The 20,603-nt window shown below is 66.7% G+C and carries 18 protein-coding genes; 10 read left to right on the top strand and 8 right to left on the bottom strand.

Annotated elements, in window-relative coordinates:
* Window positions 1-249 precede the first annotated feature (249 nt).
* The 3 genes from C5F44_RS06705 to C5F44_RS06695 all read left to right on the top strand — a co-directional run bounded on the left by C5F44_RS06705 (window position 250) and on the right by C5F44_RS06695 (window position 2,811).
* Window positions 250-1,143, top strand: coding sequence for a PfkB family carbohydrate kinase (locus C5F44_RS06705; RefSeq protein ID WP_107672906.1), 894 nt, complete (start codon window positions 250-252; stop codon window positions 1,141-1,143).
* A complete protein-coding gene (locus C5F44_RS06700; protein WP_107672751.1) occupies window positions 1,140-2,057 on the top strand; it encodes a pseudouridine-5'-phosphate glycosidase in 918 nt (305 codons plus the stop codon). Before C5F44_RS06705 ends, C5F44_RS06700 begins: the two co-directional genes overlap by 4 nt.
* A gap of 76 nt (window positions 2,058-2,133) precedes the next feature.
* Window positions 2,134-2,811: a DUF502 domain-containing protein gene (locus C5F44_RS06695; RefSeq protein WP_107672750.1), complete on the top strand. Its 678-nt coding sequence runs from the start codon at window positions 2,134-2,136 to the stop codon at window positions 2,809-2,811.
* Window positions 2,812-2,815: 4 nt separating this feature from the next.
* Here the strand turns inward: C5F44_RS06695 and C5F44_RS06690 are convergent, their stop codons facing one another.
* Both C5F44_RS06690 and C5F44_RS06685 read right to left on the bottom strand, forming a co-directional pair.
* On the bottom strand, window positions 2,816-3,829 hold the full coding sequence (locus tag C5F44_RS06690; RefSeq protein WP_235822555.1) for a patatin-like phospholipase family protein: 1,014 nt from the start codon (window positions 3,827-3,829) through the stop codon (window positions 2,816-2,818).
* Window positions 3,830-3,857: 28 nt separating this feature from the next.
* Entirely contained in the window at window positions 3,858-4,631 is a 774-nt protein-coding gene (locus C5F44_RS06685; protein ID WP_107672748.1) for a 3-hydroxybutyrate dehydrogenase, read from the bottom strand.
* A 271-nt stretch (window positions 4,632-4,902) separates the two neighbouring features.
* Between C5F44_RS06685 and C5F44_RS06680 the strand changes: the two genes are divergently transcribed.
* Window positions 4,903-6,717: an extracellular solute-binding protein gene (locus C5F44_RS06680; protein WP_107672747.1), complete on the top strand. Its 1,815-nt coding sequence runs from the start codon at window positions 4,903-4,905 to the stop codon at window positions 6,715-6,717.
* Window positions 6,718-6,930: 213 nt separating this feature from the next.
* On the opposite strand, the gene C5F44_RS06675 is transcribed toward C5F44_RS06680, so the two are convergent.
* The 3 genes from C5F44_RS06675 to C5F44_RS06665 form a co-directional block, all read right to left on the bottom strand.
* A complete protein-coding gene (locus C5F44_RS06675) occupies window positions 6,931-8,379 on the bottom strand; it encodes a bifunctional serine/threonine-protein kinase/universal stress protein (RefSeq protein ID WP_107672746.1) in 1,449 nt (482 codons plus the stop codon).
* A gap of 3 nt (window positions 8,380-8,382) precedes the next feature.
* Window positions 8,383-9,123, bottom strand: coding sequence for a metallophosphoesterase family protein (locus C5F44_RS06670; RefSeq protein WP_107672745.1), 741 nt, complete (start codon window positions 9,121-9,123; stop codon window positions 8,383-8,385).
* Window positions 9,124-9,251: 128 nt separating this feature from the next.
* A complete protein-coding gene (locus C5F44_RS06665) occupies window positions 9,252-9,875 on the bottom strand; it encodes a helix-turn-helix domain-containing protein (RefSeq protein ID WP_107672744.1) in 624 nt (207 codons plus the stop codon).
* 67 nt (window positions 9,876-9,942) lie between these two features.
* On the opposite strand from C5F44_RS06665, the gene C5F44_RS06660 reads away from it, so the two are divergent.
* Genes C5F44_RS06660 through C5F44_RS06650 form a run of 3 tightly spaced genes read left to right on the top strand, consistent with a single transcriptional unit; the run spans window position 9,943 to window position 13,242 of the window.
* Complete coding sequence (locus C5F44_RS06660; RefSeq protein WP_107672743.1) at window positions 9,943-11,424, top strand: class I adenylate-forming enzyme family protein; 1,482 nt, start codon at window positions 9,943-9,945, stop codon at window positions 11,422-11,424.
* Complete coding sequence (locus tag C5F44_RS06655) at window positions 11,411-12,043, top strand: DsbA family oxidoreductase (RefSeq protein WP_107672742.1); 633 nt, start codon at window positions 11,411-11,413, stop codon at window positions 12,041-12,043. The genes C5F44_RS06660 and C5F44_RS06655 overlap by 14 nt, the downstream gene beginning before the upstream one ends.
* Window positions 12,040-13,242 (top strand): MFS transporter, encoded by a 1,203-nt coding sequence (locus C5F44_RS06650; protein WP_107672741.1) that lies wholly within the window; start codon window positions 12,040-12,042, stop codon window positions 13,240-13,242. Before C5F44_RS06655 ends, C5F44_RS06650 begins: the two co-directional genes overlap by 4 nt.
* On the opposite strand, the gene mfd is transcribed toward C5F44_RS06650, so the two are convergent.
* Both mfd and C5F44_RS06640 read right to left on the bottom strand, forming a co-directional pair.
* Window positions 13,205-16,672 carry a transcription-repair coupling factor gene (gene mfd / locus C5F44_RS06645; RefSeq protein ID WP_107672905.1) on the bottom strand — a complete coding sequence of 1,156 codons (3,468 nt, stop codon included), beginning with the start codon at window positions 16,670-16,672 and terminating at the stop codon, window positions 13,205-13,207. The genes C5F44_RS06650 and mfd overlap by 38 nt on opposite strands.
* Window positions 16,673-16,680: 8 nt before the next feature.
* On the bottom strand, window positions 16,681-17,205 hold the full coding sequence (locus tag C5F44_RS06640) for a component of SufBCD complex (RefSeq protein ID WP_107672740.1): 525 nt from the start codon (window positions 17,203-17,205) through the stop codon (window positions 16,681-16,683).
* A 112-nt stretch (window positions 17,206-17,317) separates the two neighbouring features.
* Between C5F44_RS06640 and hemB the strand changes: the two genes are divergently transcribed.
* The 3 genes from hemB (at window position 17,318) to C5F44_RS06625 (ending at window position 19,661) form a co-directional block, all read left to right on the top strand.
* Window positions 17,318-18,316 carry a porphobilinogen synthase gene (gene hemB / locus C5F44_RS06635; RefSeq protein ID WP_107672904.1) on the top strand — a complete coding sequence of 333 codons (999 nt, stop codon included), beginning with the start codon at window positions 17,318-17,320 and terminating at the stop codon, window positions 18,314-18,316.
* Window positions 18,317-18,463: 147 nt separating this feature from the next.
* Entirely contained in the window at window positions 18,464-19,021 is a 558-nt protein-coding gene (locus tag C5F44_RS06630; protein ID WP_107672739.1) for a lipid-binding SYLF domain-containing protein, read from the top strand.
* Between the two features lie 19 nt (window positions 19,022-19,040).
* A complete protein-coding gene (locus tag C5F44_RS06625) occupies window positions 19,041-19,661 on the top strand; it encodes a DedA family protein (RefSeq protein WP_107672738.1) in 621 nt (206 codons plus the stop codon).
* A gap of 3 nt (window positions 19,662-19,664) precedes the next feature.
* Here the strand turns inward: C5F44_RS06625 and C5F44_RS06620 are convergent, their stop codons facing one another.
* Window positions 19,665-20,528 (bottom strand): NAD(P)-dependent oxidoreductase, encoded by an 864-nt coding sequence (locus C5F44_RS06620; protein WP_107672737.1) that lies wholly within the window; start codon window positions 20,526-20,528, stop codon window positions 19,665-19,667.
* Between the last annotated feature and the right edge of the window lie 75 nt (window positions 20,529-20,603).

The following is a 20,603-nucleotide window of genomic DNA, read 5'->3' as shown; positions in this document are numbered from 1 at the left end:
CGGTGAAGCCGTCTTCAGGGCTTGCGCCCCAACCGGCGGACCCTGCGGGATTTCTCCCCGCAAAAGCCCAAGCTCCACCTGTGAAGTGGCGCGCATATAGCCGCCCCCTGCCCCCGGCGCAACCCCCTTGCCCGTCCACTTGGGCCAAATACCCGCGCCGCAGGCCCCGGCCCGGTGCTTGCGCAAAGGCTGGTGCGGCGCTTGCGGGCGGTCCTTGCGCGCGGGCGGGCCTTGGGCGATGAAGGCGGCATGACGAAACCCGACATCCTTTGCATAGGTTCGGTCCTGTGGGACATCATCGGTCGCTCGCCCTCGGCGATGCGGCTGGGGTCCGACGTGCCGGGCCGCATCACCCGCCTGCCCGGCGGCGTGGCCATGAACATCGCGATGACGCTGGCGCGTTTCGGGTTGCAACCCGCCGCCCTGACCGCCATCGGCCGCGATGCCGAAGGCGACGAACTGGTTGCCGCCTGTCAGCGAATGGGGGTGGACACCTCCTTCGCCTATCGCTCGGACGATCTGCCGACCGACCGCTACATGGCGGTCGAAGGCGCGAACGGGCTGATTGCGGCGGTGGCGGATGCCCATTCGCTGGAAACCGCGGGCGACCGCATCCTGCGCCCGCTGGCCGATGGCCGGCTTGGCTCGGCCACGGCGCCCTGGGCCGGACAGGTGGCGCTGGACGGCAACCTGACCGAGGCGCTCTTGTCCGACATTGCCGCCTCGCCGCTGTTTGCCGCCGCCGATCTGCGTGTGGCCCCCGCCAGCCCCGGCAAGGCCGAACGGCTGCGCCCGCTGCTGGCCCACCCCGGCACCACGCTTTATGTGAACCTTGAAGAGGCCAATCTTCTGTCGCGCGCCGGCGCGGCCACCGCCGCCGAAGCGGCCGAGGCGCTGCTGGCGCGCGGCGCGCAGCGGGTTCTGGTCACCGACGGCGGCCGCCCCGCCGCCGAGGGCACGCAGGGCAAGGGCGTCATCATCGGCAAGCCGCCCGAGGTTCTGGTCACCCGCGTGACCGGCGCGGGCGATACCTTCATGGCCGCCCATCTGGTGGCCGAACGGCGCGGCGCCCCGCGTGAGGCGGCCTTGCAGGCCGCCCTTCAGGCCGCCGCCACCTATGTTTCAGGAGATGTTGGAACATGACGACCCTGCCCCTCACCTGCTCGGCCGAAGTGCTGCGCGCCCGGGAAACCGGCGCGCCGCTGGTGGCGCTGGAATCCACCATCATCACCCATGGGATGCCCTGGCCGCAGAACGTGGAAACCGCCCGCGCGGTTGAGGCCGAGGTGCGCGCCGCCGGGGCGGTGCCGGCCACCATGGCGGTGATCGGCGGCCGCATACATGCCGGGCTGGACGATGCCACGCTGGACCAGTTGGGTCAGGCGCAGAATGTGGCCAAGCTCAGCCGCGCCGACATTGCCGCCTGCCTGGCCAGCGGCGCCACCGGCGCAACCACGGTGGCCGCCACCATGATCTGCGCCCGGCTGGCGGGGATTTCGGTCTTTGCCACCGGCGGCATCGGCGGGGTGCATCGCGGTGCCGAAGACAGTTTCGACATTTCCGCCGACCTTCTGGAACTGGCGCAGACGCCGGTCACGGTGGTTGCCGCCGGGGCCAAGGCCATTCTCGATCTGCCAAAGACGCTTGAGGTGCTGGAAACCCATGGCGTGCCGGTCATCGCTTTCGGGCAGGATGACTTTCCCGCCTTCTGGTCGCGCGTCTCGGGTCTGAAGGCGCCCCTTCGGATGGACAGCGCCGCCGAGATCGCCGCCGCACACCGCCTGCGCTGTGTTCTGGGCCTGCCGGGCGGCCAACTGGTTGCCAACCCCATTCCGGTTGAAGCCGAAATCCCCCGCGCAGAAATCATGCCCCATGTCGAGGCCGCGCTGGCCGAGGCCGCCGCGCAGGGCATCGCCGCCAAGGCCGTCACACCCTTCCTGTTACAGCGGATTTTCGAGCGGACCGAAGGCCGGTCGCTGAAGGCGAACATCGCGCTGGTGCTGTCGAATGCCCGGCTGGCCGCCGCGATTGCCGCGGAATTGGCCAAAGCGTCGTGAACGGCCAGATTTTCGGCAGCGCGGCATTGCGCGGACCGGGGCCTGCGGCCTATTTAGGGCCCATGCAGGTGCCCCAATGACCGAACCCCATCCCCCCCGCCGCGGCCTTCTGGCCGGGCTTCGCGCCAGTTTCCTGACCGGGCTTGTGGTGGTCTTGCCCATCGGCCTGACGATCTACATCGTCTGGGCGTTCATCGGTTGGTTAGACGGCTGGATCCTGCCGCTCATCCCCGCCGCCTATCAGCCCGATGCCCTGATCGGGCGCTGGTTCGGCCCGGAATACGAATTCCCGGTGCGCGGTGTCGGCGTGCTGGTGTTCCTGTTCGCCACGGTGATCATCGGCTGGATGGCCAAGGGCCTGATCGGCCGGTCGATCATCCGCACCGGCGAGAATCTGGTGGACCGCACGCCGATCGTGCGTTCGGTCTATGGCGCGATCAAGCAGGTGGCCGAGACCTTCTTCAACAAGAAGGAACAAAGTTTCGACAAGGTCTGCCTGGTCGAATTTCCCCGCCCCGGAAGCTGGGCGCTGGGGTTCATCTCGACCCGGCCCAAGGGCGAACTGGCCGACCGGCTGGCCGACAATGGCGAAGAGATGTCCTCGGTCTTCGTCGGCCTGACCCCCTTCACCAGCGGGATGCTGCTGTTCGTTCCCACCAGCAAGCTGGTCATCCTCGACATGAAGGTCGAGGATGCCGCCAAGCTGATCGTGTCGGGCGGGCTGGTCTATCCGCTGCCCAAGGAACCGCGCTGACCCGTCAGCTATAGACCTTCGCCAGATCGACCGGCACCGCCTTTTCAAGATCGCCGTCGCAGGTGGCCAGGAACGCCTCTGCCGCGCTGCGCCCGGCCTCGAACAGCCGCGTCACGATATGTTCGGACGGTTGCAGCTTGGTCGTGGCCGAAAGGTCGTTCATCAGCGGATCGTCGGCAATGATATGGACCCGCAAGTCCTTCATCTGGCCTTTCGCAATATGCCCCTGCGCGATCAGCCGCTTGACGAACCCCACCGCCCGCAGCTCTGACATGAGCGAGGCGTTGAAGCTGATCTCGTTCATCCGGTTCTGGATTTCCAGCGGCGTGTCCGGCACCGCGTCGCGCCGCATCGGGTTGACCTGTACGATCAGCAGATCGTCCGGCAGATGGCGATCATACAGCGGCCAGAGCGAGGGGTTTCCGGCGAATCCGCCATCCCAATAGGCCTCGCCGTCGATCTCGACCGCCTGGAACACCGTCGGAATACAGGCCGAAGCCATCAGCGCCTCGGGCGAGATGTCCTGGCCGGCGAACACCCGCGCCTTGCCGGTGCGAAGATTGGTGGCACCGATGAACAGACGCGGCTCGGTCTCGGCGCAGATGTGGGTGAAATCCAGATCGCGCACGATCGGTTCCAGCGGGTTCGACCAGGCCCCGCCCCAGGCGTAGGGCGAATAGAACTGCGCCGCGATGCCCTGCGGGCTGACCGGCAACAGGGCTTCGGCCATGTCCTGCCAGTATTGCATCACCGGCGCAAAGGGTTGCAGCCAGGGGATCATCCGCAGATCGCCCACGTCGGCAACATCCTCCCACAGCTTGCGCAGCCGCTTGCGGGCGGCTTCACGCCCGCCCGCCACCAGCCCGGCCTTCAGCGCGGCACCGTTCAGCGCCCCGGCCGAGGTGCCCGAGACCGCCGCGATCTCAAGGCTGTCTTCCTCAAGCAGGCGGTCCAGCACGCCCCAGGTAAAGGCCCCATGCGCCCCGCCGCCCTGCAGCGCCAGACTTACACGCGCCATTCCGCCCCCCGCGTCGCCAGACCCCGCCTCACAGCGCCGTCCAGCCGCCATCGACCGAAATCGTGGTGCCCGTCACCTGATCGGCATAGGGCGAGGACAGCCAGACCGCCGTGCCGCCGATCTGTTCGGTGGTGGCAAACTGGCGCGACGGCTGGCGCAGCAGCATGACCTCGCGGATCACCGTCTCACGGTCCATGTTGTATTGTTTCATCGTGTCGGGGATCTGCGCCTCGACCAGCGGGGTCAGCACATAGCCCGGACAGATCGCGTTGCAGGTGATGCCCTGCCCCGCGGTTTCCAGCGCCACCGTCTTGGTCAGCCCGACCACGCCATGCTTGGCCGCCACATAGGCCGATTTGAACGGGCTGGCGGTCAGCCCATGCGCCGAGGCGATGTTGATGATCCGGCCCCATCCCCTGGCCCGCATCCCCGGCAGCGCGACGGCCGAGGTGTGGAAGGCCGAGGACAGGTTGATCGCAAGGATGCGGTTCCATTGCTCGACCGGGAAGTCCTCGACCGGGGCGACATGCTGGATGCCGGCATTGTTCACCAGGATGTCGCAGCCGCCGGCCTGTTCGACCAGCGCGCGCGCGTCTTCGGCCTTGGACAGGTCGGCGCGGATGTAGCGGACCGTCACCCCGAATCGGGCCGACATGTCGCTCGCAAGGGCGTGATCGGCGTCGTTGTCGGTGAAGCTGTTCAGCACCACATCGGCCCCGGCGCGGGCCAGTTCCTCGGCCACGCCCAGCCCGATACCCGAGTTCGACCCGGTGACGATGGCACGCTTTCCCTTAAGGTCCATGACCCTTCTCCCATGCTGCAACTGCGGCAAACTTACACCCGGGGTTCGGGAATGACAGCACAAAGCGCAGGGGGACCGGGCCAAAAAAAACGCCGGCGCTAGGCCGGCGTTCAGTCGTTGAGGCAGGTTTCATACAGGCAAGAAACCTATCGAGCAGTAAGTTCTATATAGTCCCCCCGCCGCCGATGGCCAAGCTAAAAGTTTGAAAAGGCACGGGACGCCGCTTAGGGTGGCCGCAAATCGAAGCCAAGCCGAAGGGATACCGTCGAAGATGGTCCGTCACATCTACGCGAGGTTGCAGACCCTTGCCGCCGCCCTGATGCTGTCGCTTGCGGCAAGCGCCGTGCAGGCCGAACCCAGACACGCCATCGCTATGTATGGCGAACCCGCGCTGCCCCCGGATTTTGTGTCCCTGCCCCAGGTGAACCCCGATGCCCCCAAGGGTGGCCGCATCGTCTTCGGCCAGTCCGGCACCTTCGACACGCTCAACCCGTTCATCACCGCAGGCCAGCCCGCGACCGGCGTTTCGACCTATGTGGTCGAGACGCTGATGGGCCGGAACTATGACGAGCCGTTCTCGCTTTATGGCCTGCTGGCCGAATCGGTCAGCACGGACGAGGCCCGCAGTTACGCAGAATTTACCCTTCGTGAAGAAGCCCGATTCTCGGACGGCAGCCCGGTCACGGTCGAGGATGTCATCTGGTCGATGGAGACGCTGGGCACCTTCGGAAACCCGCGCTACCACGCCGCCTGGAAAAAGGTCGCCTCGGTCGAACAGACCGGGCCGCGCAGCGTCAGGTTCACCTTCAACACCGAAGACCGCGAACTGCCGCTGATCCTGGGCCTGCGCCCGATCCTGAAAAAGGCCCAGTGGCAGGGCAAGGATTTCGAGGCCACCACCTTCGAGGCCCCCATTGGTTCAGGCCCCTATGTGGTGGACAAGATGGAACCCGGCGTCTTCATCAGCTTCCGCCGCAACCCAGACTGGTGGGGCAAGGATCTGCCCTTCAACCGGGGCCAATGGAACTTTGACGAGATCCGCCACGAATACTTCGCCAATTCGCAGGCGATCTTCGAGGCGTTCAAGGCCGGTGCGCTCAGCACTTACCGCGAAGGCAATGCCGCGAAATGGCTGTCGAACTACAGCTTCCCGGCGGTGCAGTCGGGTGATGTGGTGAAATCGGAAATCCCGCACAAGCGGCCCTCGGGCATCGAGGGGCTGGTGTTCAACACCCGGCGCCCCATCTTTGCCGACTGGCGCGTGCGCGAGGCGCTGATCCTGGCCTTCAACTTCGAATTCATCAACCAGACCATCACCGGCGGCACCGAACCGCGCATCCAGAGCTACTTCTCGAACAGCACGCTGGCGATGGAGCCCGGCAAACCCGCCGAAGGCCGCGTGGCGGACCTGCTGGCGCCGTTCAGGGACCAGCTTCTTCCCGGCGCGCTGGACGGCTATGCCCTGCCGGTGGCCACTGACCGTTCCAACCGCCGCAACATCCGCAAGGCCACCGCCCTTCTGGAAGAGGCGGGCTGGGCCGTGGGCGACGATGGCATCCTGCGCAACGCCGCAGGCCAGCCCTTCGCCTTCGACATCGTGCTGACCGTCGGACAGGACGAAATGGCCTCGATCGCGGCGATCTATATCGAGTCGCTCAAGGCGCTTGGCATCAGTGCGACCGTCACCATGCTGGACAGCGCGCAGATGAAGGAACGTATGACGAAGTATGACTTCGACATGACGCATTACATACGCTCGCTGTCTCTCAGCCCCGGCAACGAACAGACGCTGTACTGGGGGTCGGCCGGGGTGACGGAACCGGGCACCCGCAACTGGATGGGGATGAACAGCCCCGCCGCCGAGGCGATGATCGCCGATATGGTCAAGGCCTCGGACCCGGCCGAATTTGCAGCGGCGACACAGGCGCTGGATCGTGTGTTGACAACGGGTAGATACGTGATTCCGATCTGGTATGCTGACAAGGCTCGGATCGCGCATCGGAAGGAACTCAGATTCCCCGACCGCATCCCGCTCTATGGCGACTGGATCGGATTCCAGCCCGACATCTGGTGGTATCAGGACTGAAAACAACAAACGGCAGGCAAGAGCATGAAAAAGATCATACTTCTGGGGGCGCTTCTGGCCGCCCTTCAAGGCTGCAACACCATCGCCGGCGTCGGGGATGACGTGTCGGGCGGCGCCCGCACCGTGCAGGGCTGGTTCGGCTGAACCCGCCTCCGGCGCGTGACAAAGGGGCTGTGCCAGCCATGGCGCAGCCCCTTTTCCTTGAGCCCGGCGCTATTCCGCCGCCTTGCTTGCCCCTTCGGCCTCGGCCGGCGCACGGTCCTCGCGCCGCTCGGGCAGCCGGATCACCGTGACCGAACAATGCGCCTCGGCCACCACATGCGCCGACACCGACCCCAGATAGCGCCGCGTCGTGGAATGGCCCCGCGCCCCCATCATGATGTGGTCCACATGGTTCGCGGTGGCATAATCCAGGATCGCCTGCCCCGGATCGCTGCCTTCCAGAATGGTGAAGGTCAGCCGGTCGTCGGGCAGTTCGATCTCTTCCGCCCAGTGTTTCAACTGCACCAGCCGCATCACATGGATGTTGTTGCCCTGATCGTCGGTGCCCTGATCAATGCCGATCCGCGCCGTCTTGATGACGTTGACGCAGGCGATGCGGGCGTCCGGTTCGATCAGCAGCATCCGCTTCACCGCCGACCGCAGCACGGATGACAGCTTTTCGCCCTCGGGCGACAGGTCCACGGCCACCGCGATGATCGGCACCGAGGCCAGTTGCGAGGCCACCGAATCCGGCGCCTTGAACTGGCGGATCTTGCGCATCACCCGCCAGCGGTCGAACACCGTCAGCAGGCTGTCCTGCTTCAGCTTGTGCGCCCGCGCGGTCAGCTTCACCTGCTGGGGATGCGTCAGGTCAAAGGCCATCTGCGCCGCCGTCTGGGTGCGGCGCATCGGATCAACCACCAGCGCGCGCATGATGATTTCCTGCAGCCATTCGGGAATTTCCGGCCGGATCGCACGGGGCGGCACCGGATCGCGCCACAGCCGCTTGCGCACGCCGCGCAGGGTTTCCGGCGTGCCCCAGGGGTTCTTGCCGGTGGCCAGCGCGTAAAGCATGGCCCCCAGCGCGAACAGGTCTGACCGCGGGTCGTCGCGGCAGCGCAGGTATTGTTCCGGCGCGATATAGGGATAGGTGCCCATCGGAATGGTGAATTCCTCGGCCAGAAGGTCGGGCAACTGGTCGTGCCGCGACAGGCCGTAATCGACGATCACCATCTCGCCGGTCGGGCGTTGCAGGAAATTCTCGGGCTTCAGGTCCAGATGGATGACATGCTGGCGGTGCAGGTCGGCCACCGCATCCACCATGCGGGCGGCAATCTCCAGCACATCGGACAGCGGCAGCGGTGCCTTCTGGAACACCTTGAGGAAGCTTTCGCCTTCGATCCGCTCGGTCACGATATAGGGCATCACCTCGAAATCGCCGATCCCCATCACGCGGGGCACATGCGGGCCGGTCAGGCGCGGCATGATCATCTGCTCGATCTCGAAGCCCACGATGGTTGGCCCGTCATAACCGTCCATGATGGTTGGCACCTTCATCACCATGGGCGTGCGATACTTGGCGTGGGTTGCTTCCCAGATCGTTGCAAAGCCGCCGGTGTGCAGCTTTTCACCCAGGGTGAAGCCGTCGATCTCAAGGCCGGGATGGGGGCGCACGGGCATGGGCTACTGTCCTTTGAGCAGACGGATGGCAAGTTCCTCGGGCAGGCCCGCCGCCCGCACCTTCTGCGCGGCGGCGGCGGTGTTGTAGGGAACGCGGCGGAAGGTCAGGTCGTTGATCGCGGTGTCCAGCAACGCCCAGGATGCCTGCGCCACCCCGTCACGCGGCTGCCCCACCGATCCGACCACCGCCAGCCAGCGCCGGCTGCGCAGCAGCGGGATCGGGAAGCCCACGCGAAACGTCTGCTGGCGCACCATGCCGCCCATGTCGCAACTGGCCAGCAGCGGCACATGCACATGGCCGCAGAAGATCAGCCGCGCCTTGCTGGCCCGGAACGAGGGCGTCGCCTTGGTGTCCGAGGTGACATAGGTCCAGTCCTCGGGCGCATTGGCCGAGGCGTGGACGAAGAGGATACCTTCCTCCTCGGCCGTCATCGGCAGGCCCGCCAGAAACCGGCGATGCGCGTCGGTCACGCGGGTCTTGGTCCAGTCCATCGCGCGCTTGGCATAGGTCGACATCATCTCGGGCGCCCCGGCGGCGGCATTGTCATGGTTGCCGCGCACGCAGATGGCGCCCTTGGCTACCAGATCGGCGGCTTTCTCGGTGCACCATTCGGGATCGGCCCCATAGCCGACCAGATCGCCCAGCAGGACGATCCGGTCCACCCCGCGCCCCCCGACATCCGCTAGCACGGCTTCGAACGCCTCTCGGTTGGCATGGATGTCCGTCAGGATGGCATATTTCATCCGGCCCCTCCCAAGGCGTTCCCCTCAGCCCCGACGCTGGAAGGCATTTTCCGCCCGCGCCATGCGACAGATCAAAGGCCGTGGAATCATCTTTGCGCAAGGGGCGCGTGGCCAGAGCTGCGCCAGCCCTACACCAGCGAGGTGACCCAAAGCACCGTCGCGTCCTCTTCCGACAGGCTGATGACATTGTGCCCCATCGAGGCATCGTAATAGGCGCTGTCGCCCCGGCGCAGGTCCACCGGCTCATAGAACTCGGTGTAAAGCCGCACGATGCCGGTCAGGACATAGAGGAACTCTTCCCCGTCATGCCGCACCCAGCCGTCGAATTCGCCAAATTCGCGGGCCCGGATACGGGCGCGGTAGGGCAGCATCTGCTTCTTGCGCAAGCCGCTGGCCAGCAGTTCGTGTTCATAGGTGGCGGTTGCGCTGGCCTGACCCTCGCCCGATTTCGTCACCGCCATGCGGCCGTTGACCTGCGTCCGCGATGGCGGGGTGAACAGTTGCGGCACGCTGATCGCCAGCCCCTCGGCCAGTTTCTTCAGCGCCTCGTAGGTGGGCGACATCTGGCTGTTCTCGATCTTGGACAGCGTTGACCGCGCCAGCCCCGCCTTGCCGGCGGCCTGTTCCAGCGTCCAGCCGCGTTCCTTGCGCAGGGCGCGCACCCGGGCGCCCAGATCCAGCGGCTCGACATGCGCCTCGCCCCCGTCCTCGCGGGCGATGCGGATCAAGCTCTTGGGATCGGGATGCGTCATGCTCCATGCGGATACGCCAGCGCCTCGGGGCCTTGCAAGCCTGTGCAAGCATGTTAATGCCGGGCTTATGACCACACCCGATCTTTCCCGCTTCAACCTGGCCGCCCATGTGCTGGCGGCAGGGGCGGAAACGCCCGACAAGGTGGCGCTGGCCATCCTGACGCTGACCGGCGCCGAACGCTGGAGCTATGCCCGGCTGATCCGCGCCGTGCGGGGCTGCGGCGGCTGGCTGCGCGCGCAGGGCCTGCGCCCCGGCGACCGCGTGCTGATCCGGCTGGGCAACCGCCCGGCCTATCCGGTGCTGTATCTGGGCGCGATTGCCGCCGGGATGGTGCCGGTGGCCACCTCGCCGCTGCTGACCGCGCCCGAGATCACCAAAATGGCCGCCGTGGTGCGCCCCAGGCTTACCGTGGCGGATGAGGCGGTGGCGGTGCCCGAAGGCGTGCCCGCCCTGCGCGCCGATCTGGCGGAATGGGAAGCGGCGGCACCCTGTGACTGGCACCTCGGCCCGGCCGAGCGGGAAGGCTACATCGTCTTCACCTCGGGCACCTCTGGCACGCCGCTGGCGGTGCGCCACGCCCACCGGGCGATTCTGGCGCGCGGCTACATGTATCAGGGCTGGGAAGGGCTGGGTCCGAACGACCGGCTGCTACATGCGGGCGCCTTCAACTGGACCTATACCATGGGCACCGGGCTGATGGACCCCTGGACGGTGGGGGCCACCGCCCTGATCGCGGCGCCCTCGGTCAGCCTTGACCACCTGTCGCTGGTGCTGCGCCGGCATGATGCCACGATCCTTGCCGCCGTGCCCACCGTGCTGCGCCGCCTGCTGCGGGCCGGTCTGCCGGCCCTACCCCGGCTGCGCCACGCGCTGTCCGCCGGCGAACCGCTGCCGCGCGACCTGCGCGCGGACTGGCAGGCCACGACCGGCACCGACATTCACGAGGCGTTGGGGATGAGCGAGGTTTCCACCTTCATCTCCGGCGCGCCTGACCGGCCGGCGCCGATGGGCGCCACCGGCTTTCCGCAAACCGGCCGCCGCGTTGCGGTGCTGGGCGACGATGGCCGCCCGCTGCCGCCGGGTGAAATCGGCGTGCTGGCGATCTCGACCGCCGATCCGGGGCTGATGCTGTCTTACGAAGGCGCCGATCCGCCGCAAGGCCCGTGGTTCGCGACCGGCGATCTGGTGCATCAGGACCATGGCGGCGCGATCCATTACCACGGACGCGCCGATGAGATGATGAACCCGGGCGGCGTGCGGGTTTCCCCGCGCGAGGTGGAACAGGCCCTGCTGGGCCTGCCCGGTGTCACCGATCTGGCCGTGGCCGAGGTCGAGGTGGCGCCCGGCACCCGCGTGGCCCTGTGCTTCTACGCAGGCCAGCCTCTGCCGGAAGGCACGGCTCAGGCCTTTGCGGCCGAACGCCTGGCCCGCTACAAATGCCCCCGAGGCTATGTCCATGTGTCCGAGATTCCGCGCGGACCCACCGGCAAGGTCAACCGCCGGGCGCTGGCCGCCCTTTATGGAAACGGCACGAATGATCCGGCTTGATATCTTTTCCGATCCCGTCTGCCCCTGGTGCTTCATCGGCAAGGCCAACCTTGACCGGGCGCTGGCGGCGGCCCCCGACCACCCTTTCGCCATCCAGTGGCATCCGTTCCAGTTGAACCCGGACATGCCGCCCGAAGGCATGGACAAGCGCGCCTATCTTGAGGCCAAGATGGGCGGCAAGGACCGGCTGGCCGCCGTCCATGAACGGCTGCGCGAAGTGGCCCGCACCGCCGGCGTGGCGCTGGACCCCGACAAGCCGAAGCGGATTCCCAACACGCTGGATGCCCACCGGCTGATCCATTGGGCCGGGATCGAGGGGCGGCAGATGGCCGTTGTCTCGGCCCTGTTCAGCGCCTACTGGACCGGCGGCCGCGACATCGGCCAGCATGAGGTTCTGGCCGACATCGCCGATGCCTGCGGCATGGACCGCGCCGCCACCCTGCGCCTGCTGGCCAGCGACGCCGATGCCGACGACCTGCGCGCCCGCGATGCCGATGCGCGGGAAAAGGGCGTGAACGCGGTGCCCACCTTCCTGATCGCCCAGCAATATGTCGTCTCGGGCGCGCAACCGCCCGAGGTCTGGGCGCAGGTGATTGACGAGTTGAAGGCCCAGGAATGACCCGTCCGATCCCGGCGCCCGAACGCCTGAGCCAGGGCGAATTCATCGCGCTGATCGCGATGCTGTTCGCCACCATCGCGCTGTCGATCGACGCGATGCTGCCCGCGCTGCCCGAAATCGCCCAGACGCTGACCCCCGACGCGCCGAACCGCGCGCAACTGGTGCTCACCAGCTTTGTCTTCGGCATGGGGCTGGGCACGCTGGTCGCAGGCCCGCTGTCCGATGCCTTTGGCCGCAAGCCGGTGATCCTGTTCGGATCGGCGCTGTACTGCGCGGCGGCGCTGGCCTGCTACTTCGCGTCCTCGCTGGAGCTGCTGCTGGTGGCCCGCGTGGTGCAGGGTATCGGCTCGGCCGGGCCGCGCACCGTGTCGATGGCGCTGATGCGCGATCTGTTCCAGGGCCGCGAAATGGCGCGGATCATGTCCTTTGCCATGATGGTCTTCACCATGGTGCCCGCGCTGGCGCCGCTGATGGGACAGGGCGTGATCGCGCTTTCGGACTGGCAGACCATCTTTCTGGTCTACATCGTCTTTGCCGCGATCACGATGGTCTGGCTGGGCCTGCGCCAGCCCGAGACGCTGCCGCCCCCGGCACGCCGCCCGCTGTCGGTGCGCGCGCTGGCCGCCGCCACGCGGGAACTGTTCAGCCACCGCGTCGTGCTGATCTCGATCCTGTGCCAGTCGCTGACGCTGGGCGCGCTGTTTTCGATGCTGTCGTCGATTCAGGGCATCTTCGACCTGCGCTTTGACCGCGCCGACCAGTTTCCGCTGTGGTTCGGGGTGATCGCGGTGCTGTCCGCCTTCGGCTCGATCCTCAACGCGAAGGTGGTGGTCAAGGTCGGGATGCGCCGCATGGTGACGGCAAGCTATGCCGCCGTGCTGGCACTGACGCTGCTGCATCTGGCGCTGGTGGCGACGGGCCTGATGCCCGAAACGCTGGCTTTTGCGGCCTTCGTGGCCTGGGGCGTTGCGATGTTCGGCATGATGGGGCTGACCATCGGCAACCTGAACGCCCTGGCGATGGAGCCGGTGGGCCATATCGCCGGGCTGGCGGCCAGCGTGATTTCGGCGATTGCCACCGTCGCCTCGGTCCTGCTGGCCATTCCGGTGGGTCAGGCCTTCGACGGCACGGCGCTGCCGCTGCTGGCCGGGGTTTCCGTCTTTATCGCGGCTTCGCTGCTGCTGATGCGGCGGGCGTAGCGGCCCGCGCCTGTTCGGCCAGATCGCGGGCAATGGCGAAGGCGCCCTTGATGCGGTCCGCTTCGGACTTCATCTCGCCCTGAAGCACGATCCTGTTGCCCTGCACCTTGGCCGCCGCGCCTTGCGCCTTGAGGAATTCGACCAGCCCGGCCGGATTGGCGAACTTGTCGTTGTGGAACTGCACCGTCGCGCCTTTCGGTCCGGCATCCAGCCGGCTGATGCCCGCCCGCTTGCACATCGCCTTGATGCGCACGATCAGCATCAGCGTGTTCACCTCTTTCGGCAGCGGACCGAAACGGTCGATCAGCTCGGCGGCAAAGCCTTCCAGTTCCACCTTGGTGGTCAGGCTGCTGAGGCGGCGGTACAGACCCAGCCGGATGTCGAGGTCGGGGATATAGTCCTCGGGGATCATCACCGGAACGCCCAGGTTCAACTGCGGGCTCCAGTCGTCTGAAATCGTGGACAGACCCTGCAACTCACCGGCCTTGATCCGGGCGATCGTCTCTTCCAGCATGTGCTGGTACAGTTCATACCCGACCTCGCGGATATGGCCCGACTGTTCCTCGCCCAGCAGGTTGCCGGCACCGCGCAGGTCAAGGTCATGGCTGGCCAGGTTGAAACCGGCGCCAAGGCTGTCAAGGCTGCCAAGCAGTTTCAGCCGCTTCTGCGCCTGCGGCGTCAGCGGGCTGCGTGGTTTGGTCGTCAGATAGCAATAGGCGCGAGTCTTGGACCGCCCCACCCGGCCACGGATCTGATACAGTTGCGACAGGCCGAACATGTCGGCCCGATGCACGATCATCGTGTTCGCCGTCGGAATATCCAGCCCGGATTCCACGATGGTCGTGGCCAGCAGCACGTCATACTTGCCGTCGTAGAACTGGTTCATCCGGTCATCCAGATCGCCCGCCGCCAGTTGCCCATGTGCGATGACATAGGACACTTCGGGAACATGGGTTTTCAGGAAATCCTCGATCTCGGGAATATCCGCCACCCGCGGCACCACATAGAAGGTCTGCCCGCCGCGATACCGTTCGCGCAGCAGCGCCTCGCGGATGGTGATGCTGTCGAATTCGGAAATGTAGGTGCGGATCGCCAGCCGGTCCACCGGCGGGGTGGCGATGATCGACAGGTCGCGCACCCCCGTCAGCGACAGTTGCAGCGTGCGCGGAATGGGCGTCGCGGTCAGCGTCAGGACGTGAACCTCGCTGCGCATTTCCTTCAGGCGTTCCTTGTGGGTCACGCCGAAATGCTGCTCTTCGTCGATGATCAGCAGGCCAAGGTTCTTGAAGCTGATCGACTTGGCCAGCAACGCATGGGTGCCCACCACGATGTCCACCGTGCCATCGGTCAGCCCGGCCCGCGTGGCATTGGCCTCTTTCGTGCCGACAAAGCGCGACAGCGGGCGCACCGTGATGGGGAAGCCGCGGAAGCGTTCGGCGAAACTGCGGTAATGCTGGCGGGCCAGAAGCGTGGTCGGGCAGATCACCGCCACCTGCATCCCCGACAGCGCGGCGACAAAGGCCGCGCGCATGGCAACCTCGGTCTTGCCGAAGCCCACGTCGCCGACGATCAGCCGGTCCATCGGGCTGCCCTTTTCCAGATCGGCCACAACATCGGCGATGGCGGCAAGCTGGTCGTCGGTTTCCTGATAGGGGAAACGGGCGGCAAAGGCCTCCCAGATGGAATGAGGGGCTTCCAGGATCGGCGCATGGCGCAGCGCCCGTTCCGCCGCGACCCGCATCAGCCGGTCGGCGATTTCCTTGATGCGTTCCTTGAGCTTGGCCTTCTTGGCCTGCCAGGCCCCGCCGCCCAGCCGGTCAAGCAGCCCTTCGTCATGACCATAGCGCGACAGAAGTTCGATGTTCTCGACCGGCAGATAGAGCTTGGCATTGTCGGCATATTCCAGCGCCACGCAGGCATGGGGCGCGCCAAGGGCGGTAATCGTCTCGATCCCCAGATAGCGCCCGACGCCATGTTCGACATGCACCACCAGATCGCCCGGCGACAACGTATCAACTTCGCGCAGGAAGTTATCGGCCTTGCGGCGTTTTTTCGGCTTTCCTGTCAGCCTGTCGCCCAGAACGTCCTGTTCCGAGATCACCGTCAGGCCCGGCGCGGTAAAGCCCGCTTCCAGCGCCCAGACCACCAGATGCACACCACCCTTGGCGGGGGGCAGCGCCCGCAGGTCGGGCAGGTCTTCGGTGGCCAGGCCCTGATCGGACAGCAGCCCTTTCAGCCGGTCCCGCGCGCCTTCGGACCAACTGGCGATCACGACCGGAGATTGTTCGCGTAAACTGCGAACATGGTCGGCCAAAGCTGCAAAAAGACTGATCTTCTCTTGCTGCCGTTCCGGCGCGAAATTGCGTCCGATCCGGCCGCCGGCATCCAACACACCCGGCCCCGGCGCCTGCGGCAGCGGCGAAAGCTGGATCACCCGGCGGTCGGCCAGCGTTTCCTCCCAGCCGGCATCGTCCAGATACAGCAGCCCCGGCGCGACCGGCTTGTAGACCGTGTCGATGCGGCCCTTGGCCGACAGGGCCTCGGCGCGGGCGTCATAGGCGTCGTCGATGGCCTCCCACCGGGCCAGCCGCATGGGCGTGACCTGATCATCCAGCATCACCACCGCCTGCGGCAGATAATCGAACAGTGTCTCAAGCCGGTCATGGAAGAACGGCAGCCAGTGCTCCATCCCCTGATGCTTGCGGCCGGCGCTGACGGCTTCATACAGCGGATCTTCCGATCCGCCGGCCCCGAATTCGGCACGGTAGTTCTGGCGGAACCGGGTGATCGCCGCCGGGTCCAGGATCACCTCGGACACCGGCGCGAATTCGACGCGGGCCAGCTTTTCCACCGTCCGTTGCGTGGCCGCATCGAAGCGGCGCGCGCCGTCCAGCACATCGCCGAAGAAATCCAGCCGGATCGGCCCGCCGGGCCCCGGCGGGTAAATATCGACGATACCGCCGCGAATGGCGAAATCGCCGGGCTCCGCCACGGTCGAGGCCGGGGTGAAGCCCATGCGCGCCAGAAATCCCTTGAGCCGCGCCTCATCCACCCGGTCGCCCACCGTGGCGCGGAAGGAGGAGGCCTGCACCACCTCACGCGCGGGCAACCGCTGGGTGGCGGCGCCCAGCGTGGTGAGCAGCACGAACGGCCCCGGCAGACCATCGGCCAGCAACGCCAGCGTGGCCATGCGACGGGCGGCAATCTCGGGGTTGGGGGACACACGGTCGAAGGGAAGGCAATCCCAGGCCGGAAAATCGACCACCACCAGCCCCGGCGCCGCCACCGCCAGCGCGGCCCGCATCGCCTCGGCCCGCTTGTCGTCGCGCGCGACATGGATCACAGGGCGGCCCTTGGCCACTTCCCGCGCCAGAAGGAAGGCGTCCCAGCCCTCGGGCGCGCCGCCCAGGATGATGCGTTCGCCTGCCATGCTGCGGATCAATGCAGGAACGTGACGTGCATGATCTGGTAGGAACCGAACATGCCGGTGAAGAAGATCGCCAGCATCCCGACCACCTGAACCGACCGGCGGTGATACATCAGCCGGTGGTACAGGGCGCGGCCGGTATTCTCGCCCGCCTCGATCTTCAGCGCGGTGCGCAGCGACAGCCAGCCGATGGGCACCATCGGCAGCGCAAGGCAGAACAGCGCCTGCGCCAACTGGATGCCATACCAGAACCCAAGCACCACAAGGCTGGTCAGCAGGAAGGACACCAGCGCGAACAGCGGCACCGCCGCCTGACGCGACAGGTCCAGCAGGCGCCGGGCGTGAATTTCGGCCAGGGTTTCGACATCGGTCTGGGCCTGTCCGCCATGGCGGCGGGCCTTTTGCAGCATGTCATAGGGCACGCCCATGACCCAGTAGCTGCTGACCGACCACAGGACCGCCACGACGATCCAGTACCAGATGCTCGAGAAGGATCTGGTGTCGATCACTCCGATGATGGTCTGATACCAGTCCACGGCCCGGCCCCTGCGTTTTTTGCCGCGCCCGACATCCCTTGAGGCGCGCGCCTTTCCATGGCAGGCAAGTGACAAGGCCGCAAGCCCCCAAGCCCGCCAAGATGGACAGATGATGCGCCCGATCTCAGCCCCTACCCCCGCCCTTCGCTTCCGCCGCCTGCGGCGCACCGCCGCGCTGCGCGCCCTGACGCAGGAAAACGTGCTCAGCACCGGCGATCTGATCTGGCCGCTGTTCGTGCGCGATGGCGTGGGTGTGGAAGAGCCCATCGCCTCGATGCCGGGGGTCAGCCGGCTGTCGATCGACAAGGTGGTGCAGGCGGCGGAACTGGCGGCCGGGCTTGGAATTCCGGCGATCTGCCTGTTCCCCTATACCGACCCGTCGAAAAAGACCGAGCTGTGCGAAGAGGCCTGGAACCCCGACAATCTGGCCAACCGCGCCATCCGCGCCATCAAGCAGGCTGTGCCGGAGATCGCGGTGATGACCGATGTCGCGCTGGACCCCTACAATTCCAACGGCCATGACGGGATCGTCCGCGATGGCATCATCGTAAACGATGAAACCGTCGAGGCGCTGGTCAGGATGTCGCTGGCGCAGGCCGAGTCGGGGGCTGATATTCTTGGCCCGTCCGACATGATGGATGGCCGGATCGGCGCCATGCGCAGCGCGCTGGAAGCCGCCGGCCACAAGGATGTGTCGATCATGTCCTATTCCGCGAAATACGCCTCGGCCTTCTATGGCCCGTTCCGCGATGCGGTGGGGGCCAGCGGGGCGCTGAAGGGCGACAAGAAGACCTATCAGATGAACCCCGCCAACAGCGACGAGGCGCTGCGCCTGATCGAGCGCGACCTGCGCGAAGGCGCCGACATGGTGATGGTCAAACCGGGGATGCCCTATCTCGACATCTGCCGCCGCGTGAAGGATGCCTTCGGCGCACCGACCTTCGCCTATCAGGTGTCGGGCGAATACGCGATGCTCAAAGGCGCGGCGCTGAACGGCTGGGTCGATGGCGAGAAGGTGATGATGGAAAGCCTGATGGCGTTCAAACGCGCCGGCTGTGACGGCATCCTGACCTATTTCGCCCCCGAAGCGGCGCGCCTTCTGCGCGGCTGAACCGGCGAAAGCACCGCCCGATGGTCTTTGCGTGATCCCGCCGATGCGGGCCCTGTCTGTGCGAAACGCATGACAACTGCGCCGGAACACGCTAGATTTTGCGTCAATGGGGCCTCAGACCCCCGGATCAGGCAAAAGGGCAGAGCGATGGACAGGATCACACGACGTGGACTTCTGGCAGGGGCCGGCGCGACGGCCTTTCTGACTGCGGCTTGCGGCAACGGGGTTGGCTCGAACGGGTCGGCGCAGATCGACGCCCGTGTCGATGCCACGAAGAACTATCTTTTCAGCCGCTATCCCGGCACCAGCGATCTGGCCGCGCGCGCCTCGGGCGTGCTGTACATGCCGCTGATCACCGAGGCGGGGCTGATCTGGGGCGGTTCCTACGGGCGCGGCGCGCTGCAGATTCAAGGCGCCACGGTGGATTACTACTCGGCCACCAAGGCCAGCATCGGCCTGCAGGTCGGCGCCCAGCAATACGCCCACGCGCTGTTCTTCATGACGCCCGAGGCGCTGTCCGACTTCCGCCGCTCGCAGGGCTGGGCGGCCTCGGCCGACCTGCGCTATGCCACGCCGGAAGAAGGCGGCAGCATCGGCAAGGCCACGACCGAGATCGACCCGGTGATCGCGCTGGTGTTCGGCCAGCAGGGGCTGATCGCAGGCGCCTCGCTGGCGGGCGTGAAATACACCCGCATCATCCCCTGACCGACGCGCGCCGCCGGCGATGTCGATCGAATCCCTGATTCAGGCCTATGGCCCGGCGGCGGTTTTTCTGGGCTGCTTTTTCGAAGGCGAGACGGCGGCCCTGCTGGGCGGCGTCTTTGCCCATCGCGGGCTGGACGGCGGCACCGCCGCCCTGATGCCCGATCCGGTTGGATCTGCGCGCGGGTTCGGTATCGGGGCCTGGGCGGGCATGGCGGCCGTCGCCGGGCTGGGCGCCTTTCTGGCCGATCAGATGTGGTTCCTGCTGTCGCGCCATGCGCCCGATGTCGGGCCGCTGCGCCGGCTGAGGCAGGCCGCCGCCGCCAGCCCGCTGCGAAGCCGGCTGGAAGGCAGCCGCCACCTGATGGCCATTCTGTTCCGCTTCATCCCCGGCACCCGCATCGCCGGCCCGATCCTGCTGGCGCAGACCGCGCTGTCCTGGCCCGCCTTCGCGGCGCTGAACGGGGCGTCGGTATGTGTCTGGGCGCTGCTGTTCACCGGGCTTGGCTACCATTTCGGCCTTGCCGCCGAGGCGCTTCTGGGCCGGCTGGCCGCGCATCACTGGCTGTGGCTGGTGGCCGGGCTGGCGCTGGCCGGGCTGGCGGCGCACCGTCTGGTGTTCCGCCGCTCGCCGAAGGGCTGAGGTCTAGCGAAGCCGGCGGATCAGGCTTGAGGTATCGTTGCGGCCGCCGCCCATCAGTTGCACATCCTTGTAGAACTGATCGACCAGCGCCGTCACCGGCAGCCGCGCGCCGATCTCGTCGGCGGTGGCAAGGCAGATGCCCAGATCCTTGCGCATCCAGTCCACCGCGAAGCCGAAATCGAACTGGTCGGCCAGCATGGTCTTGTGCCGGTTCGCCATCTGCCAGCTTCCCGCGGCGCCCTGGCTGATGACTTCCACCACCGCCTCGCCGTCCAGGCCGGCCTTCTGGCCAAAGGCCAGCGCCTCGCTCAGCCCCTGCATCAGCCCGGCGATGCAGATCTGGTTCATCATCTTGGCCAGTTGTCCCGCGCCGCTGTCGCCCAGACGGCGGCAGATGCGGGCATAGGCGGCGATCACCGGCTCGGCGGCGGCGTAATCGTCCTCGCGGCCGCCGCACATAATGGAAAGCTGGCCGTTTTCAGCCCCCGCCTGCCCGCCCGACACCGGCGCATCGACAAAGCCCCGCCCCTTTTCGGCGGCCACCTCGGCCAGCTCTCGGGTCACACGCGCCGAAACCGTGGTGTGATCGACGAAGATCGCGCCGGGGTCCATGCCGGCAAAGGCCCCGTCCGGGCCAAGGCAGACCATGCGCAGGTCGTCGTCATTGCCCACGCAGGCCATCACGAATTCGGCACCAAGGGCAGCCTCGCGCGCGGTGGGCGCTGCGGTGCCTTCATGCTGTTCCAGCCAGCGTTCCGCCTTGCCGGACGAGCGATTCCAGACCGTCACGCGATGTCCGGCCCGGGCCAGATGCCCGGCCATCGGAAAGCCCATCACGCCCAGACCCAGAAATGCCACCTTTGCCATGCGCTTGCCTCCGCCTGTGATTTGCCCTTGAACCGAAGATGGACTAGGACGCCAAGGCGCCGCCGCCGTCAAGAA

It is taken from the genome of Fuscovulum blasticum DSM 2131 (assembly GCF_003034965.1).
Classification (GTDB): domain Bacteria; phylum Pseudomonadota; class Alphaproteobacteria; order Rhodobacterales; family Rhodobacteraceae; genus Pseudogemmobacter; species Pseudogemmobacter blasticus.
Note: the sequence above shows the minus strand (reverse complement) of the source record. Positions and strands in the feature narration are given on the sequence as shown.